Below are 16,440 nucleotides of genomic sequence, written 5' to 3' on the forward strand. Positions count from 1 at the left end.
ATGCGTCGGTACATCCTCAAACGGGTTGCACACGCGGTCTTCATCATGTGGCTCGTCGCGACGACGGTGTTCTTCGGGCTCCGCGCCATCCCCGGTGGCCCGGTTGCAACGATGCTGGGCCAGGAGGCGACACCGAAGGCAAAGCGAGCACTCCGCGAGCAGCTCGGGCTCAACGACCCGTGGTACGTCCAGTACAGCGACTGGATGGTCGATCTCATCACGTTCGAGTTCGGCCAGAGTCTCACCTCGAGCCAGCCGGTGGCCGACATCGTCGTCCAAGCGGCCCCGCGGACGGTCTCCATCGGCGCTGTCGCCGTCGTCGTCGGCCTCGGGGTAGCCATCCCAGCTGGCATCGTCAGCGCGACCAGAAAACGCGAACCGATCGATTATCTCGCCACTGTGGCGGCGTTCCTCGGCCTCTCGATGCCCGCCTTCTTCGTTGGCATCCTGCTCGCGCTCGTCTTCGGAGTCTGGCTCGACCTCCTGCCCGTGTTCGGCTACACGCCGCTTTCGGAAGGTGTCGTGCCGTGGCTGGAGAGCATCCTCCTGCCCGGCATTGCGGTGGGGCTCCCGTACGGAGCCGTCGTCATGCGGATGATGCGCTCGTCACTGCTCGAAGTGCTCGACGAGCCGTACATGAAGACGGCACTCGCCAAGGGGGTCAGCTCCAGAGTACGTCTCTACAAACACGCCCTGCAGAACGCGCTCATCCCCGTCGTCACGGTCGCGGGCATCCAGCTCGCGCTCGTGCTCGTCGGGAGTGTCACGGTCGAACTCGTCTTCGGAATTCAGGGACTGGGCCGCCTCCTCGTGGACTCGATGCTCGACCGGAACTATCCGGTGACGCAGGTGGTCATCCTGCTCGTCTCCGCGGTGCTGGTGTTCACGAATCTCGCAGTCGATCTGGCGTACACCGCCATCGACCCCCGAATCCGCTACGGAGGTGACGCTGCGTGAGCTCGGGCTTCGGTGAGAACCGTGGCACCTACGGCCCCGGTGAAGTGCCACCGGAGTACGAAGAGTCCGAGGCCGTCGAGGAGTTCAAGAGCACCCGTCAGCGCCTCGTCGAGGGGATTCTCGGCGATCGGATGGCACTGTTCGGCGCGGTCGTCATCGTGTTGTTCGTCCTCACCGCCGCGTTCGCCCCGTATCTCGCCCCCTACGGCGAGGAACAGACGTTCGGGTTCATGAAGGAGCCGGGGACGTACTCACAGGGTGACTTCGACGGTGACGGCGAACTGGAGCGTGTCTTCCACCCGCTCGGCACCGACTCGTTCGGCCACGATATCCTGACACGCCTCATCTACGGCGCACAGGTCTCGCTGCTCGTCGCGCTCGCGACGCTCGCCGTCGCCTTCACGTTCGGCACTACTATCGGTATCCTCGCTGGCTACCACGGCGGGTGGATCGATAGCCTGCTGATGCGATACGTCGACTTCCAGTGGGCGTTCCCCGAACTCATCCTCGGCGTCGCCATTATCGCTCTCTCAGGGGGGTTGGGCGTCGTCAACGTCGTCATCGCCATCGGGATCGCCTACATCGACGATTTCGCCCGGCTCATCCGGGGAGAGGTGCTCTCGATACGCGAAGAGGAGTATATCATGGCCGCCCAGACAGTTGGCATGTCCGACGTGCGCATCATGGTGAAGGAGATCCTCCCGAACGCGGTCGCCCCGCTCATCGTGCAGGCGACGCTGATGCTGCCATTGGCGATTCTCGCCGAGGCCGGGCTGTCGTTTCTCGGGCTCGGCGTCAAGCCGACGACGCCGACGTGGGGGCTGTTACTCTCGGACGGTCGGCAGTTCATCAGCGAGGCGTGGTGGATCTCGGTCATGCCCGGCCTCGCCATCATGGTGACCGTCCTCGCGTTCAACATGTTCGGTGACGGGCTGCGCGATGCCTTCGACATCGATGAAGGGGAGGTGGAGGCGCGATGACCGACCACCGTCTCCTCGAAGTCGATGGCTTGCGTACCCAGTTCCCCACAGCTCGTGGAACCGTGATGGCCGTCGATGGCGTCGACCTCACGGTCGAGCGAGGTGAGATCGTCGGGCTCGTCGGCGAATCGGGGAGTGGCAAGAGCGTCTTCGCCCAGAGCCTCATGGGTATCGTCGATCACCCCGGAGAGATCGTCGCTGGCGACATCCGCCTCGACGGCGAATCACTCCGTCAAAAGTCCGATAGAGCGCTCGAATCGCTCCGGGGCGGTCGGCTGTCGATGATCTTTCAGGACCCGATGAACAGCCTCAACCCGACGCTGACGGTCGGCGAGCAGATCGCCGAGACGGTTCGGCTCCACCAGTCGGTCGGAGAGTCGGTCTCGTTGTCCGCGGAGTTGAAGCGCAAACTGCTCGGAGCGACGAAGAACAGCGAGGCGTGGCGGCGCGCCATCGAGATGCTCGAAACCGTCGAAATTCCCGAGGCTGAGAGTCGCGCGAGCGACTATCCCCACGAATTCTCGGGCGGGATGCGCCAGCGCGCGATGATTGCGATGGCACTCTCGTGTGAGCCGGACCTCCTCATCGCTGACGAGCCGACCACCGCGCTCGACGTAACCGTACAGGCACAGATCCTCGACGAGCTGCGCGAGCTGAAAGACGAGTTCGACACCTCCATCCTGCTTATCACCCACGACCTCGCTGTCGTTTCGGAGGTGTGTGATCGGGTCGCGGTCATGTACGCTGGGAAGATCGTCGAACGGGCAACAGCCCGCGAACTGTTCGAAAACCCACGGCACCCCTACACCCAAGGACTCATCGCGAGCACGCCGCGACTGGATGCGCCGGGGGACCGTCTTACCCCTATCGAGGGGAACGTCCCGGACCTCATCGACATCCCGTACGCGTGTCACTTCGCGCCACGGTGTCCCGAAGCGGAACGCGAGTGTTTCGAGACCGACCCGGAGTTCCGCGAGGTCGGTGCGGAGGGTCACGAGGCGGCCTGTCTGCGACGTGGCCCATCGGAGGTGCAGCTATGAGCGGAACGGGTCAGCAACAGATGACTGAGACACCAGCAACCGCGGACGGAACGGGAGAGGTCGTCCTCGAAGCGAGGGGACTGAAGAAACACTTCGCGCAGTCCGACAGCCTGGTCGATCGACTGCTCGGCGGGAACGCCTCGGTGAAGGCCGTTGACGGCGTCGATCTCACGGTACACGAAGGAGAGACGCTGGCCGTGGTCGGCGAGTCCGGCTGCGGGAAGAGTACGCTTGGTCGCACCCTGCTGCAGCACCACGAGGCGACGGCCGGGAGCGTCCGCTATCGCGGGACGGAGCTGACGGGGCTTTCGGCCCGGGAGATGCGCCCCTATCGCCGGGATATCCAGATGGTGTTCCAGGACCCGCTGGCGTCGCTCAATCCGCGACAGACAGTGGGACAGATCCTGAAAGCGCCGATGGAGGTCCACGGCATCGGTGACTCGGACGCCGAGCGGACTGAACTGGCCCGCGAACTGCTCGAACGCGTCGGGCTGAAGGCCAACCAGCTCGACCGGTATCCGAAGCAGTTCTCCGGTGGCCAACAGCAGCGCGTGGGGGTTGCCCGTGCACTGACGCTGGAGCCGGATCTCATCATCGCCGACGAACCAGTCTCCGCGCTCGACGTGAGCGTGCAGGCGCAGATTCTCAATCTCCTGCAGGAGCTCCAGGACGAGCTGGACCTCTCGCTACTGTTCATTACCCACGACCTCTCTGTCGTCCGCTATCTCGCGGACCGCGTCGCGGTGATGTATCTCGGCGAGATCGTCGAGACCGCACCGACCGACGAACTGTTCGAGAACCCACAGCATCCGTACACGCAGTCGCTGCTGTCGGCCGTGCCACGCATCGACCCGGCGGCCCGGACCGACCGTATCCTTTTGAAGGGGACGGTGCCGAGCCCGCTGAATCCACCGTCCGGCTGCCGCTTCCACACGCGTTGTCCGAAGGTCGTCCCGCCAGCCGACTGGCCAGGTTCGGACGAGGCGTTCCGTCGGGCGTTCAGCTACCGCACGCGAGTCGTCGCGGGCGATCTCGACCCCGAGGCGGCGAAGGAGCGACTCCAGGCGGAAGGCCACCCTTCCGACGATGACCACATCGTCGAGTATCTCATCGGCGGGACGCTCACGGGAAGTCGTGGTGACCTTCCGGCAGACGCGGTTACAGTCATCGAGGAGGCGACCGCGGCCGTCGTCGCGGGTGACGAGGATCGGGCGGCGCGGCTCGTCGAGGAGGCGTTCCCCTCACCCTGTGCGGGTGAAGTGCCTGAGACGGTCGCGGTCGATGCCGCCCACACGGCGGCGTGTCACCGCGTCGAGTAGCGCACGCCGTCTCAGTCGAAAATCCGCGACTTCTTCGCTTCCGTGAACTGCTCGCTGGCCTCCCGAGCGGCGTCGTACACGCGCCGTAACTCAGTAATCGGTGTTTCGTGTTCGTCCACCCGGAGGTCGTGGTAGATGGTGGTTTCGGGCGCTTTGATTCGCAGGACTGCGGAGGTGTGTCCGCGCTTGTCGCCACCGGCCTCCTTGCCAGCTGCGAGTGCCGCAATGAGACACTCGCCGAGCTGTCCGTCGGTAGACTGGTACGCATCGATAGCCGCCGGGAGCGTCTCCCCGGTGGCGAGCATGTTGCCCGCGACAGTGATACCCTCGTCCTCGCGGACCTCATGTCCACACCAGCCATCACAGTCCGTCCCGGTGAACGCGAAGGCCTCGCCCCGATAGTCGAGTCCGTGGACCTGCCGGAGGGCACTGTGGTCGTCCTGTGCGAGCAGGCCTGTGAGGGCGTCGTCGACGGCGAGGTCCGAGAGCAGTTCGACGCCTCGTCGTCCGAGTCGAACGTTGACGAAGCTTTGCGTGCTGATGACTCCCTTGTGGGAGATGCACGGGGCTAACGCGCCGACTGCGGGTGCATCGGTCGCGACGGCGACACCGAAGACGGGACCGTCGGTCGTCTCCTCACGGACGCAGATGGAGAACGTCATGATGGTATCTCTGAGTCGGTGGAGGCTATATCACCACCCAAATTGATTCGGTTGTCGGTTTTAGCCGGTGTATCCGATTGGTTACGGTATATGGGAGATCTCGACAAGTACAACTCTCGCCGGTCGACCGTCTATGGCCAGCGAGGGGTCGTCTCGACGAGCCAGCCGCTGGCAGCGCAAGCGGGCATCGAAACGCTTCGGCGCGGTGGCAACGCCTTCGACGCCGCCGTGGCGACCGCGGCCGTACTGAACGTCGTCGAACCGACGAGTACCGGCATCGGTGGTGACGTTTTCGGCCTCTACCGCACTGCCGACGGTGACGTCGGTGCGATGCGCAGCTGCGGGGGTGCACCCGCAGAGGCGACGGTCGAGACCGTCCGAGCGGCGGTCGCGGACGGAACGGACACCGACCCGGCGGACGTGGAGATGCCCGACACCGGGCCGCACACGGTCACCGTTCCCGGTACTGCCCGGGGCTGGGAGACGACTGTCGAGGAGCTCGGACGGCTCACACTCTCGGAGGTGCTCGACCCTGCCATCCGTTACGCGACGGACGGCTACCCCGTCACCGAGGTCATCGCGAGCCACTGGGGGTACGCCGAAGAGCTGTTCACCGACGCCCATGCCCGTGAGGCCTACCTTTTGAACGACCGCGCACCGAAAGCGGGCGAGACGATGCGGCTCCCGAAACTCGGTGCGACGATGGAAGCCATCGCTCAGGAGGGTGCGGATGTCGTCTACGAGGGCCACATTGCGGAGACCATCGCTCAGGAGGTCCAATCGAAGGGGGGCTTCCTCACCGTTGATGACCTCGCGGCGTTCGAGCCGGAGTTCCTCGACCCTGTGAGCACGACGTACAACGGTGTCGAAGTGTTCGAGCTACCGCCGAACAATCAAGGGCTCATCGCCCTCGAGGCGCTCAACATCGCCCAGGCTCGCGAGGCGGGGGAGTACGACCTCCACTCCGTTGACCGTGTCCACGAGTTCGCGGAATCGACGAGACTCGCGTTCCACGATGGCCACCGCTACATCACCGACCCGAACTACGAGGAGATCCCGCAATTGAACGCGAAATCGTACGCGAGGGAGCGCGCCGAGCAGATCGGGACGGAGCGGCTCGAAGATGTCTCCTTCGGCGTGCCGAACGCCAACGCCGAGGACGCCGACACGGTGCTCCTGTGTGTGGCTGACGACGAGGGGAACGTCGTTTCCTACATCAATTCCCGGTTCGCTGGCTTCGGGAGCGGTCTCGTCGCTGGGGAGACCGGCATCGCGCTCCAGAACCGTGGCAGTTCGTTCTCGCTCGACGAGTCGCACCCGAACAAGCTCGAACCGGGGAAGCGGCCCTTCCACACGCTCATCCCCGCAGTCGCCCGTCTGGCCGAGGACGACTGGGCCGCCTTCGGCGTGATGGGTGGCTACATGCAGCCACAGGGGCACGTTCAGGTCGTCTCGAATCTCGTCGATTACGGGATGAGTCTCCAGGAAGCACTCGACGAGCCGCGGTGGCGCTACCGTGAGGACGGGAGCCTCGCCGTCGAGGAGCATATCGCATCGGGGATTCCGACGAAACTCGCCCGCAAGGGCCACGACGTGCGCATCCTCCCTGGCCTCCAGTTCGGTGGGGCGCAGATCGTCCGCAACGAGTCGGGAACGCTCTCGGGGGCGACCGATCCGCGCAAAGACGGGCTGACCATCGGCTACTGAGATGAGTGAAGAGACCACCTACGACGAACGTGCCCGTGACCACCTCGGCTTCTCGCGGTGGTGGCTCGTCGTCGCCGCGGCCCTGGCGATGGCCGTCGTCAGCCCGTACCAGTACGTCTGGTCGTCGATAGAGGGGCCGATGGCGGCAGACCTCGATATCCCCCTGACCCAGCTGGGACTGGTGTTCACGCTGTTCGTCATCGTCCAGTCCGGCTCGCAGTTCCCCGTCGGCTGGTGGCGGGACCGTCACGGTCCACGATTGTTGACCTTCCTCGCCGCGGGTCTCGCTGGCGGCGCGTACTATCTGCTCTCGTATGCCACCGCAGTCTGGCAGCTGTATCTGCTCTACTCGGTGGGGGCTCTCGGCGTCGGTATCGTCTACACGATTTCCGTGAACACGGCGCTGAAGTGGTTCCCAGACCGCAAGGGGTTCACGACCGGCGTCGGGACGATGGCGTTCGCTGGCGGAGCGGCGTTCTTCGTTCCCTACGTCCGTGCGAACGCCACGACGGGCGCGTACGATGCGGTACTTCAGAACATGGGCCTCGTCATCGGCATCGCCATCCTCGTCGCGGCAGTCGTCCTCCGTGACCCACCGCAGTCGTGGTACGACGCCCGGAAGGCCGATCAAGTGACTGCGGCGGAGGCCGACGGTGGCGATACAGCCCGTGACTACCACTGGCGGACGATGCTCGGTACCTGGCAGTTCTGGCTGATGTACGGGATGTTCGTCGCCGTCAGCGGCGCGGGGCTGATGTTGACTGCCAAAATCGTCTCCTTCGCGCAGGCGATGCAGCTGGATGCGGTTACGGCCACCGCGTCGGCGACGCTTCTCCCCGTCGCGGGCGGTATCGGTCGGCTCGTCCTGGGTGAGCTCTCCGACCGGCTCAACCGCCGACTGGCGATGGCCGCCTCCTTCAGCCTCTGCGGACTTGGGCTGTTCGCTGTCGTCGGGTTCAGTCAGACCGGAACGACTGTCGGCTTCCTCGCGGCCGTCGTTCTCGCGACGTTCTTCTGGAGCCCACAGTACACACTCTTCCCCAGCCTCGTTGCAGACTACTACGGCGAGTCGAACTCCTCGGCGAACTACGCCCTGCTCTACTCCGGGAAGATGTGGGGTGGCGTCTTCGGTGGGGCCGTCGCCGCATGGGTCGTCACCCAGGTCGGCTGGTCGCTTACCTTCCAGCTCGGGGGGGTGCTCGCCCTCCTCTCTGGAATCGCGGCTCTCGCACTCCGTGACCCCGGCCCAGCGACGAATCAATCTAATCACGCGACCCCAGCAGTCAGCGACGACTAGTGGCGAACTGGGTTCGTTTCGGGAACAGTCGCTTCAAAACGAGCGTCACCACGTCCCGTGGAAGGTGTCGAACTCGAGGCTCTCCAGCGGCTCCTCGCCGATGGCGATCTTATACTCCTGGGGCGTGAGCATCGGTTTCTTGAACTGCGGGCCGTCGTCGGTCGTGATGCGCGGACAGCCCGTGTTCACGTAGGCGTCGAGCCCGAAGTTCGTCAGGCGGTCGGGCGTGACCTCGTCCATCGTGATGAGATACGCGTTCTCGTTGTTCTCGACGATCTCCTGGGCGATCTCCCAGCGTCCCTGCCCGATTTTGGTACAGAAGATGACGCCGAACGTCTCGGCGTCCATCGCCTTGTGAACCGAAGCGTAGCGCTGTTTCATGAACTTCCGCGTGTCGGCGATGGTGACGACGTTGTTCACGGGGTCGGCGATGACGACGTTCTTGTCGGGGTGCTCCATCGCCAGCCCGAGGGGATGGAACTTCCCGCCACCCACATACAAGATCTGGTCGGCGTCGATGTCCGCGGAGGCGTAGTTGCAGCCGAGCACCTGCCCCTCGTGGGTGAGTCGGTCGTCGCCGCGGCGCGTGTGGACGGTGAACCCGCGGTCTTCGAGCCACTCGCGCATCTCGTCGAACTTGTTCATGTGCTGGGCGGTGGTGACGAGCCCGACGTCCGGGTCCTCTGCGGGGTCCGCGAGCGAATCGAGGGATTCCTCCATGATGGGGGTGACCGCCACGTTCGAGAAGAGGGGAACGTAGATGATCTTGTCAGACTCCTTCATCGGGGAGTGGCCGAAGTGGACGAACACGTCCGTCCGGCGCATGAGGAACGTATCGAGGTCGCAGGCGCCGTAGCAGGGCTGGCCCGAGATCATCACCTGCACGTCGTCGGGGAGCAGCGTCCGCAGGTCGTCGGCGACGGCCGGGCCGCGGCGCTTGAGCCCCTCGGGGAACTGGAGGCCCACCTTCGTCGCGTCGCGTTCCTCGACCGCCTCGGCGATGCGGTCGAGTTCGTAGTCCCACGTGCGGTCGTGTTTGAGGGCCATCCCCGTCCGCGTGAGGTCTCCCTCACCGTACTCCGACTGTTGGCTCATTACCTGCCCTTGCGAGTCACGCCGTATAACGTCCGTGCTTCCGGGGTGAGGCGTGCCAGCGACCCTCGAACCCCCACGCCCTCCCGAGATTGTTGCTAGATACATTGTGCATAAAGTTATGACCCGTCGGGAGAATTCATGACCCGAGACACTGCTATGTGGGGGAAATCACTTCGTGTTCGCACGCCGACACGTATCGTCACGGCGTATCTGGCCGTGGGGCTCCTCTGGCTTCTCACCTCGGATGCGATCGTCGCGGCCGTGGTCCCCCCGTCCGCACAACCGACCGTCCAGCTCTGGAAGGGGGTCGCGTTCGTCGGCTTCACCGCGATCGTGTTGTATCTGCTCCTCTCCCACGACATCGCCCAACGAGAACAGTACGAACAGCGGTTGCAGTGGAACCTCCAGCAGGTGAGCGTGCTCCAGCGCGTGATGCGCCACGACATCCGGACGGTGTCGAACATCCTCCTCGGCTACGCGGAGCTGCTGGACGACGACGTCCCTCCCGAGTGTCGCCCCTACGTCAACACCATCATCGAGCAGTCGGAGCGGCTCGTCCGGCTCAGCGAGAAGACGAGCCGGATGACCCGCGACCGGGGGCCCTCCGACGGTGACGACCTCGCGACGTTCATCGAGGCGCTCCGGGTCGACCTGCGCGAGCGGTTCCCCGAGGCGACGATCCAGCTCGACCTCCAGCGGTCACCCCCCGTGGTCTCCGCGCGAGCCGAGACCATCGCCGTGGAGCTACTCGAGAACGCAGCGAAACACGGACAGGAGGGCGTCGAGATAACCGTGCGGCTCCGCACCGACAGCGACCAGCTACGACTCACCATCGAGGACGACGGCCCGGGGCTCCCCCAACTCGAGCGCACCGTCCTCGGGCAGGAGCTGGAGGACCCACTTTCGCATTCCCGCGGAGTCGGCCTGTGGATCGTCCGCCTGCTCGTCGCCGACCGCGACGGCACCTTCAGCGTCGAGGAGCGCGAACCCACGGGGACGTGCGTCTCCGTCTCGCTCCCGCGGACGGAGCGAGCCGGTGCCCCTTCCGGCAACCCTTTAATCCACGGCACCCAAGCGCGAGCATGAGCATCGAGACGTCCGCCGCTGCGACCGACGCCGAGGAGAGCGTGTCCGACCTCGCCACGAAACTCGGGCAGGCCATCACCGAGACCGAGGAGTACCAGCGCTATCTCGAGGCGAAGGAGGCCGTCGAGAGCGACGAGGAGGCGCAGGAACAGGTGAAGACGTTCGAGTCCATCCGCGAGGAGTTCATGCTCGCCCGCCAGACCGGCGACGCGACGAACGAGGACCTCCGTGAGCTGCAGTCCGCCCAGCAGGAGCTCCACGAACTCCCCGTCATGCGCGAGTACCTCCAGGCGCAGTCCGCGCTCGAACTCGAACTGCAGGAGCTGAACACCCTCATCTCCGACGAGCTCGTCGTCGACTTCGGCGAGAAGGCCGGCGGCTGCTGTCAGGACTGATTCAGGAGCGCGATTCCCCGTTGTATGACCGCGTCGGTGACGAACAGACTCGTCTCCGAGGCGAGCGAACGCATTCGATCTGTGGCGGCTTCTTCCGACAGTTCCCCACGGCTGTGAGCCAGGGCGATGAGACCGACCGTGCCGTGAACCTCGACACCGCGTGACTTTGCCGCCTGGCGAGCGTCGAGGTCATCGGTGAGGAAAATCGCATTTCGATCGCGTGCCACACCCAGCGCTGCCGTCTCACCCGGGTCGAGATCTACGTCATCGATGTCGATATCTGGCACGACCGAGACGTCGAGGTCGCCGAACCCATCGGGAAGCCCACCCGTCGCGAGCTCGTCCCGGACTGTTTCGGGGATCAGGAGTTCGTCGATGCTACGCAGTAGTGAGAATGAGTCGATTTCGGCGAGGTGAATGAGTGGTCCCGTATCGGAGACCGCGATGATCACGCGTTGAGTCCCCACGAAACGTCCTCCTCGACGGCTTCGGCCTCTCGTTCTGCGCGCCGGACGAGGTCGTGCCCGACTGCCTCGATAGCCTCCTCACGTGAGAGCTCACCACGCAGAAACTGCGAGAGGATGACGTCGTTCCACAGCGCTTCCAGTCCGCGTTCGAGGGCCTGTTCGAACACCTGTGATTCCGGTACGTCACGGGCTCGGGCGATCTCGCGAACGCGCTCGGAAAGCTCGACGGCCATACTGAACAGTCGGTCGCGTTCGTATTTAAATTCAGGGCGCACCCCTCGCGTTTACTCCCCTCGCGGCTCCGGCCGTCGCCCCAGCGACACCACGAGCAGCCCCAGATAGGTGATCAGACCCCACGCGAGCGCGGCGAGCGTCCACGGGCCCGCGACGAGCGCGAGGACGTATCCGCCCGCGAGGACGACGGCGAGCCCCCCGAGTCGGACCCACTCGCGCTCCCAGAGGGCGAGCAGCGCGTCGAACCGGTAGAACAGCACCTCGATGGCGAGCGCGCCGAACACACCGACGGCGGCCGCCACCGGTCGCGTCATCGACCCGCCCGCCCCGAGTGCGAACACGCCCGCGAGCGCGGCGAGGGCGAGGAGACCGTCGCGGTGTCGGGGGTCCATGGTACTAGATACCGTTTTCACCTCTACTCCCTTATACGCCGTATGTCTTCCCCACCGGAGGACGCGCTCCCCCCGCCGTTTAGAGCCCTCTTCGAGGAAGCGTTCGACGCGCTCCTGCTGTTCGACGACGGCGGGTCGTACGTCGACGTGAACCCCGCAGCGACGGAGCTATTCGGGGTCGACCGGGAGTCGTTCCGGGGCCGCCCCGTCGGGACGTTCCTCCCGGACACCGAGCTCGCGGCCTCGATGTGGGACCGCTTCGAGCAGACGGGGTCGTACGCCGGTGAGGTCGAGATCCGGACCGACGACGGCGCGCGACGACGGGTCCGGTTCGCCATCGAGTCCGACATCTCGCCGGGGCTGCACGTCGTCTCGGTGCGGGAGCTGACGGAGGAGACCGGGGTGACGGAGGCGCTCGAGTCCACCCGGAACATCATGGACCGGGTGTTCGAGACCGCTCCGGAGGGTATCGTCGTCCTCGGCCCTGACGGCACTATCCGCCGGGCGAACGGCCGTGCCGAGGAGATCCTCGGCCTCTCCACCTCGGAGGTGGCCGGGCGCCAGTACGACGCCCCCGAGTGGGTCATCACCGACCACGACGGCGCGGAGATCCCCAGCGAGGACCTGCCGTTCGCGCGGGTGCTGGAGACGGGCGAATCCGTCTGGGAGTACGAACACGCCATCCGCCAGCCGAACGGCGCCCGCGTGCTCCTCTCGGTGAACGCGGCTCCCGTCATCGAGGACGGGGAGATCCGGTTCGTCGTCGCCTCCGTCACCGACCGGACGGAGCGCGCCGAACACGAGCGCTCGCTGCGTCGCCAGAACGAGCGACTGAACGCGTTCGCCTCCATCGTGAGCCACGACCTGCGCTCGCCGCTCGCCGTCGCCCGGGGCTGGCTCACGCTCGCCGAGACGGGAGAGCGCGAGGCGTTCACGGAGATCGAGGCGGCGCTCGAACGCATGGACCGGCTCATCGAGGAGCTGCTCACGCTGGCCCGGCGTGGCGCCCTCGTCGACGACCCCGGGCGCGTCGACCTCGCGGCGGCCGTCGAGGAGGCCTGGCGCCACACCGACCACGGGGAGACGGTTCTCGTCATCGACGAGGGGCTCGGGACGGTCGACGCCGACGGGAACCGGCTGGTGGAACTGCTGGAGAACCTGTTTCGGAATTCGGTGGAGCATGGCTCCACGGGCCGCCGGACGCAGTCCGGCGATGCTTTCGAACAGGACGAGGACCGCCCGCCGACCGTCCGCGTCGAGCGGCTCCCGGACGGGTTCGCGGTCGTGGACGAGGGGCCGGGTATTCCCGAATCAATTACGGAGGCGGTGTTCAACCACGGATACACGACGGACGAGGACGGGACGGGCCTCGGGCTCGCCATCGTCGCGGCGATCGCCGACGCCCACGGCTGGACCGTCACCGCGAAGCCCGGACCGGGCGGCCGCATCGAAGTCCGTTGGTGACCACAACGCTTAGCCCGCCGCCGTTCGGACCCGGAACCATGATCGCGTCTGACTGGGGCGACTGGCTCCCCCGCGAAGTGGAGACGGCGGACCCCGACGGTCTCGACATCTGGTATCTCGGCTGCAACGGCTTCGTCCTCAAAGCGGACGACGGCACGACGGTCTACATCGACCCGTATCTCGGGACGGGCGACCCGCCGCGAACGGTGCGGATGATCCCGGTGCCGTTCGACCCCGACGCACCCGACGAGTGCGACGCCGTACTCGCCACGCACGAGCATACGGACCACGTCCACGGCCCCTCGCAGGGGGCCCTCATGCGCGAGACGGGGGCCGCGTTCTACGGTCCCTCGGCCTCCATCGCGGTCACGCAGGAGGAGGGTTGGGTCGAGGAGTACGACCTCCGCGCCGAGCAGTTCCACGACGTGGCGGAGGGCCAGACGGTGGAACTCGGCTCGCTCACGATTCACGTCGAACCGGCACACGACCCCGACGCGGAACACCCCGTCTCCTACGTCATCGAGCACGACGCCGGGACGTTCTTCCACGGTGGGGACGCGCGTCCGTCCGAGCACTTCGCGGACATCGGCGAGCGCTACGACATCGACCTCGGCGTGCTGGCGTTCGGCTCGACGGGGATGATCCCGGACAAGGAGACGGGCGAGCCGACGCTGACGACGTGGTACTCCGACGAGAACATGATCGCGGAGGCGGCTCGCCAACTGGAACTCGACCGCCTGCTCCCCTCCCACTGGGACATGTGGCGGGGGATGACCGCGGACCCGACCGCGCTCCGTCACCACATCCGGTCGTTCGACGCGCCGCGGACCCTGGAGCTGGTGGAGATCGGCGACCGCGTCTCGCTGTAGCCCATCCGAGGGGGAGGAGGTCGACCCACCGACTAGATTTATACCGGTCTCGCCACACCTGAAGGTATGAGTAACACGAACCCGGAGGAGGTGAGCGTCGTCGTCTCCGACCACGGTGTCTCGGTGGAGAAATCGTTCGAGCCCGACGACTTCCCGGTCCCGGCGATCGCGTTCGTCATCCAGTCGACCCGCGACGAGAGTGTCGAGGTCCGCATCGTCGACGACGTTCCGGAGGACGTGAAGGCCACGGACATCGGGTTCCATCCGAAGTACGGCGCCGAGTTCTGGTCCGTCGACGGTGACCAGATCGTCTTCGAGCGACAGTTCGAGGCCGGCGAGGAGTACACCACGGTGTACGGGCTCCGCACGGAGGACTCCGGCGACATCGAGCGATACCTGAGCGAACCCACCATCGAGCGCGTCGACCCACCGGTCGAGGACGCGGGGGCGGCCATCCGCGAGGTGATGTCGGACGCCGAGCCCGCCATCCAGTCGGTCGACGAGGAGGCAGCCGACGCAGAGGACGGGACGGACCACGACGACCCGGAGGAGAGCGACCCCATCGAGCCGCTGGAGCTTCGGGACCCGAACGAGTCCGAGAGCGATGCAGCGGACGACACGGACTCCGAAGTAGACTCCGACGCGGCGGACTCGGTCCCCATCGAGACGGACGGAAGCGACATCGATGCGGTCGCCGAGGCGGAGCCGAACCCGCCACCGGCGGCGGAGTCGACGCCCGGAAACGCCGCATCCACGGCAGACCTCGCCTCGGCGCTCGCGGCACAGCTCCGTGCAGGTGCGGTCGGCGACGAGGACCTCGAGACGCTGCGGGATGCGCTCGGTGTCGAGGGGGACGGCCCGGTCGAGTCGGCGGGCAGCCTGAACGCGAAGATCACCCGACTCCAGACGGAGATCGCGGATCTGGAGGCGTACACGGACGCGCTGGAGGCGTTCCTCGACGAGAACGGGGACGCACAGACCCTCCTCCGGGACCTCCGGAACGGGCTGGAGTCGGTGCGCTCGAAGGTGAAGACGCTCGACGGGCGGTCCGCGACGACGGCGGAGGAGGTCGCCGACCTCGACGACGCGGTCGGCCGGCTGGACGACACCGTCGAGGAGATCCAGGGGACCGTCGGCTCGCTCGAAGGCGACGTGGCGGACGTGGAGGGTGAGGTGGCCGCTGCGACGAACGAAGTCGAGGACGTGCGCGAGGAGGTCGATAGCATGCGAATCCACGTCGACGAGGTTGACGAGGACATCGCCGACCTCCGCGGCGAACTGCGTGACCTCGAGACGACCGTCGAGGATATCGATGTCGACGAGATCGAGGTGGTCTCCGACCGGGTCGCCGAGCTCGACGACCGCCTGGCAGAGACCGCGGACCGACTGGAGGAGACGACGGAGCGGCTGGACGACCTGGAGAACGTCGAGGAGCAGATCGAGGAGACGACCCAGCGGCTCGACGAGATGGACGACCGGCTGGAGGACCTCGCGGCCATGCGCGAGCGGCTCTCGTCGGTGTTCGCGGCGGCCAGCCCGGCCCCCGACGACGAGGGCGATTACGAATAAGACCGAAACCGGGCCCGTTTTACTTGGGGGATTCGTTCACCCGCTAATGACAACCGTGAGGGTCGCGGTTCCCCGGAAGGGGCGACCGCTGGAGGCCGTCCTCAGCCGATTCGCGGACGCTGCGGACGCGCCGGACCGTGCAGAGGTCGTCATCGAGACGCTCCGCCACGAGAAGGCGGTGACGAAGGGCCAGCACGACCCGCACCATTCGGTGTACGACCGGCTCGCGGAGTACTCCGACCCCGCGGACCCGCTCGCCCCCGAGTACACGCTCCTGCGTGACGCCCGCGAGGGGATGCCGCGCCGCGTCGTCTTCGACTCCTGTGGGTTCGAACTCGACGACCACACCGTCCAGCTCGTCGGCCGGGAGGAGCCGTTCCGCGCGCTGCGAAAACACGAGTTCGCGCTGGGGTTCGACAGCGCCGACCTCGTGCTGGAGGAGGTGGTCGAACTCCGTGGGGAGCCGCTCTCGTCGCTCGAGGACGTGAACGAGCGGATCGACCCGCGGGACACGGACGTGCGGGTCGTCTCCGGGCTGGGGGACACCGTCCACCACACCCTGCTCTCGAACGAAGGAGTGCTCACCCGTGAGGCCATCGCGGCGTACGCGGGGCCGCTGTGTATCTCCCCGCGATACGAACGGCTCGTCGAGGCCGTCGTCGGGAGTGATGCGCTCGATGGGGTGGAGTTCTGTTACCCGAACGGGGACGAGGAAGAGGCCGCCATCGCCGAGATCGGCGTCGGCGTCTATCTCACGGTCACCGGCTCGACCGCCCGCGAGTACGGGCTGGACCTCGGTGAGCGCCTGTTCCCCTCCGAGACGGTCCTCTTGGCGAACGGAGACGAGACGACCGCCGCCGCGGAGGCCGTCGCCGATACCCTCTTCGAGACACCGCTGCCGGCCTGA

At 66.2% G+C, this 16,440-nt stretch carries 17 protein-coding genes; 12 read left to right on the plus strand and 5 right to left on the minus strand.

Annotated features, from left to right (window positions below):
* The 4 genes from ACQUQR_RS02860 to ACQUQR_RS02875 are packed head-to-tail and all read left to right on the plus strand — an operon-like array spanning nt 1 to nt 4,296.
* Nucleotides 1-957: an ABC transporter permease gene (locus ACQUQR_RS02860; RefSeq protein WP_435194586.1), complete on the plus strand. Its 957-nt coding sequence runs from the start codon at nt 1-3 to the stop codon at nt 955-957.
* Nucleotides 954-1,937, plus strand: coding sequence for an ABC transporter permease (locus ACQUQR_RS02865; protein WP_435194588.1), 984 nt, complete (start codon nt 954-956; stop codon nt 1,935-1,937). The genes ACQUQR_RS02860 and ACQUQR_RS02865 overlap by 4 nt, the downstream gene beginning before the upstream one ends.
* Nucleotides 1,934-2,977, plus strand: a complete 1,044-nt coding sequence (locus ACQUQR_RS02870) for an ABC transporter ATP-binding protein (RefSeq protein WP_435194589.1) — start codon at nt 1,934-1,936, stop codon at nt 2,975-2,977. Before ACQUQR_RS02865 ends, ACQUQR_RS02870 begins: the two co-directional genes overlap by 4 nt.
* Before the next feature lie 20 nt (nt 2,978-2,997).
* Nucleotides 2,998-4,296 (plus strand): ABC transporter ATP-binding protein, encoded by a 1,299-nt coding sequence (locus ACQUQR_RS02875; RefSeq protein WP_435194590.1) that lies wholly within the window; start codon nt 2,998-3,000, stop codon nt 4,294-4,296.
* Between the two features lie 11 nt (nt 4,297-4,307).
* Here the strand turns inward: ACQUQR_RS02875 and ACQUQR_RS02880 are convergent, their stop codons facing one another.
* Nucleotides 4,308-4,958, minus strand: coding sequence for a DUF1028 domain-containing protein (locus ACQUQR_RS02880; RefSeq protein WP_435194592.1), 651 nt, complete (start codon nt 4,956-4,958; stop codon nt 4,308-4,310).
* Between the two features lie 90 nt (nt 4,959-5,048).
* Between ACQUQR_RS02880 and ggt the strand changes: the two genes are divergently transcribed.
* Together ggt and ACQUQR_RS02890 are read left to right on the plus strand one after the other, a co-directional pair.
* The gene (gene ggt / locus ACQUQR_RS02885; RefSeq protein WP_435194594.1) at nt 5,049-6,665 is read left to right on the plus strand and encodes a gamma-glutamyltransferase; all 1,617 of its coding nucleotides are present in this window, start codon (nt 5,049-5,051) and stop codon (nt 6,663-6,665) included.
* Between the two features lies 1 nt (nt 6,666).
* Nucleotides 6,667-7,962 carry an OFA family MFS transporter gene (locus ACQUQR_RS02890; protein ID WP_435194596.1) on the plus strand — a complete coding sequence of 432 codons (1,296 nt, stop codon included), beginning with the start codon at nt 6,667-6,669 and terminating at the stop codon, nt 7,960-7,962.
* 45 nt (nt 7,963-8,007) lie between these two features.
* Here the strand turns inward: ACQUQR_RS02890 and dph2 are convergent, their stop codons facing one another.
* The gene (dph2, locus tag ACQUQR_RS02895; protein ID WP_435194597.1) at nt 8,008-9,057 is read right to left on the minus strand and encodes a diphthamide biosynthesis enzyme Dph2; all 1,050 of its coding nucleotides are present in this window, start codon (nt 9,055-9,057) and stop codon (nt 8,008-8,010) included.
* A gap of 138 nt (nt 9,058-9,195) precedes the next feature.
* Between dph2 and ACQUQR_RS02900 the strand changes: the two genes are divergently transcribed.
* Complete coding sequence (locus tag ACQUQR_RS02900; RefSeq protein ID WP_435194599.1) at nt 9,196-10,143, plus strand: sensor histidine kinase; 948 nt, start codon at nt 9,196-9,198, stop codon at nt 10,141-10,143.
* Complete coding sequence (locus ACQUQR_RS02905; protein ID WP_435194600.1) at nt 10,140-10,538, plus strand: YlbF family regulator; 399 nt, start codon at nt 10,140-10,142, stop codon at nt 10,536-10,538. Before ACQUQR_RS02900 ends, ACQUQR_RS02905 begins: the two co-directional genes overlap by 4 nt.
* On the opposite strand, the gene ACQUQR_RS02910 is transcribed toward ACQUQR_RS02905, so the two are convergent.
* Genes ACQUQR_RS02910 through ACQUQR_RS02920 form a run of 3 tightly spaced genes read right to left on the minus strand, consistent with a single transcriptional unit; the run spans nt 10,529 to nt 11,631 of the window.
* Nucleotides 10,529-10,990 (minus strand): nucleic acid-binding protein, encoded by a 462-nt coding sequence (locus tag ACQUQR_RS02910; RefSeq protein ID WP_435194602.1) that lies wholly within the window; start codon nt 10,988-10,990, stop codon nt 10,529-10,531. The genes ACQUQR_RS02905 and ACQUQR_RS02910 overlap by 10 nt on opposite strands.
* A complete protein-coding gene (locus tag ACQUQR_RS02915; RefSeq protein WP_435194603.1) occupies nt 10,987-11,238 on the minus strand; it encodes a hypothetical protein in 252 nt (83 codons plus the stop codon). Before ACQUQR_RS02915 ends, ACQUQR_RS02910 begins: the two co-directional genes overlap by 4 nt.
* A 51-nt stretch (nt 11,239-11,289) precedes the next feature.
* Nucleotides 11,290-11,631: a hypothetical protein gene (locus tag ACQUQR_RS02920; RefSeq protein ID WP_435194604.1), complete on the minus strand. Its 342-nt coding sequence runs from the start codon at nt 11,629-11,631 to the stop codon at nt 11,290-11,292.
* A gap of 42 nt (nt 11,632-11,673) precedes the next feature.
* Here ACQUQR_RS02920 and ACQUQR_RS02925 point away from each other — a divergent pair, with 42 nt between their 5' ends.
* The 4 genes from ACQUQR_RS02925 to ACQUQR_RS02940 all read left to right on the plus strand — a co-directional run bounded on the left by ACQUQR_RS02925 (nt 11,674) and on the right by ACQUQR_RS02940 (nt 16,440).
* Nucleotides 11,674-13,095, plus strand: a complete 1,422-nt coding sequence (locus ACQUQR_RS02925) for a PAS domain S-box protein (protein ID WP_435194605.1) — start codon at nt 11,674-11,676, stop codon at nt 13,093-13,095.
* 38 nt (nt 13,096-13,133) lie between these two features.
* The gene (locus tag ACQUQR_RS02930; protein WP_435194606.1) at nt 13,134-13,964 is read left to right on the plus strand and encodes an MBL fold metallo-hydrolase; all 831 of its coding nucleotides are present in this window, start codon (nt 13,134-13,136) and stop codon (nt 13,962-13,964) included.
* A gap of 66 nt (nt 13,965-14,030) precedes the next feature.
* Nucleotides 14,031-15,533: a hypothetical protein gene (locus ACQUQR_RS02935; RefSeq protein ID WP_435194607.1), complete on the plus strand. Its 1,503-nt coding sequence runs from the start codon at nt 14,031-14,033 to the stop codon at nt 15,531-15,533.
* 46 nt (nt 15,534-15,579) lie between these two features.
* On the plus strand, nt 15,580-16,440 hold the full coding sequence (locus ACQUQR_RS02940) for a hypothetical protein (RefSeq protein ID WP_435194609.1): 861 nt from the start codon (nt 15,580-15,582) through the stop codon (nt 16,438-16,440).

This window comes from Natronomonas sp. EA1, assembly GCF_051195035.1.
Taxonomy (GTDB): Archaea; Halobacteriota; Halobacteria; order Halobacteriales; family Haloarculaceae; genus JBNTJV01.

What these genes read in the sequence shown, in the direction of transcription:
- ACQUQR_RS02900 (WP_435194599.1), top strand. Translation starts at nt 9,196, where the DNA reads ATGACCCGAGACACTGCTATGTGGGGGAAATCACTTCGTGTTCGCACG.
- ACQUQR_RS02905 (WP_435194600.1), top strand. Translation starts at nt 10,140, where the DNA reads ATGAGCATCGAGACGTCCGCCGCTGCGACCGACGCCGAGGAGAGCGTG.
- ACQUQR_RS02930 (WP_435194606.1), top strand. Translation starts at nt 13,134, where the DNA reads ATGATCGCGTCTGACTGGGGCGACTGGCTCCCCCGCGAAGTGGAGACG.
- ACQUQR_RS02940 (WP_435194609.1), top strand. Translation starts at nt 15,580, where the DNA reads ATGACAACCGTGAGGGTCGCGGTTCCCCGGAAGGGGCGACCGCTGGAG.
- ACQUQR_RS02875 (WP_435194590.1), top strand. Translation starts at nt 2,998, where the DNA reads ATGACTGAGACACCAGCAACCGCGGACGGAACGGGAGAGGTCGTCCTC.
- ACQUQR_RS02880 (WP_435194592.1), bottom strand. Translation starts at nt 4,958, where the DNA reads ATGACGTTCTCCATCTGCGTCCGTGAGGAGACGACCGACGGTCCCGTC.
- ACQUQR_RS02920 (WP_435194604.1), bottom strand. Translation starts at nt 11,631, where the DNA reads ATGGACCCCCGACACCGCGACGGTCTCCTCGCCCTCGCCGCGCTCGCG.
- ACQUQR_RS02890 (WP_435194596.1), top strand. Translation starts at nt 6,667, where the DNA reads ATGAGTGAAGAGACCACCTACGACGAACGTGCCCGTGACCACCTCGGC.
- ACQUQR_RS02860 (WP_435194586.1), top strand. Translation starts at nt 1, where the DNA reads ATGCGTCGGTACATCCTCAAACGGGTTGCACACGCGGTCTTCATCATG.
- ACQUQR_RS02925 (WP_435194605.1), top strand. Translation starts at nt 11,674, where the DNA reads ATGTCTTCCCCACCGGAGGACGCGCTCCCCCCGCCGTTTAGAGCCCTC.
- ACQUQR_RS02870 (WP_435194589.1), top strand. Translation starts at nt 1,934, where the DNA reads ATGACCGACCACCGTCTCCTCGAAGTCGATGGCTTGCGTACCCAGTTC.
- ACQUQR_RS02935 (WP_435194607.1), top strand. Translation starts at nt 14,031, where the DNA reads ATGAGTAACACGAACCCGGAGGAGGTGAGCGTCGTCGTCTCCGACCAC.
- ACQUQR_RS02915 (WP_435194603.1), bottom strand. Translation starts at nt 11,238, where the DNA reads ATGGCCGTCGAGCTTTCCGAGCGCGTTCGCGAGATCGCCCGAGCCCGT.
- dph2 (WP_435194597.1), bottom strand. Translation starts at nt 9,057, where the DNA reads ATGAGCCAACAGTCGGAGTACGGTGAGGGAGACCTCACGCGGACGGGG.
- ggt (WP_435194594.1), top strand. Translation starts at nt 5,049, where the DNA reads ATGGGAGATCTCGACAAGTACAACTCTCGCCGGTCGACCGTCTATGGC.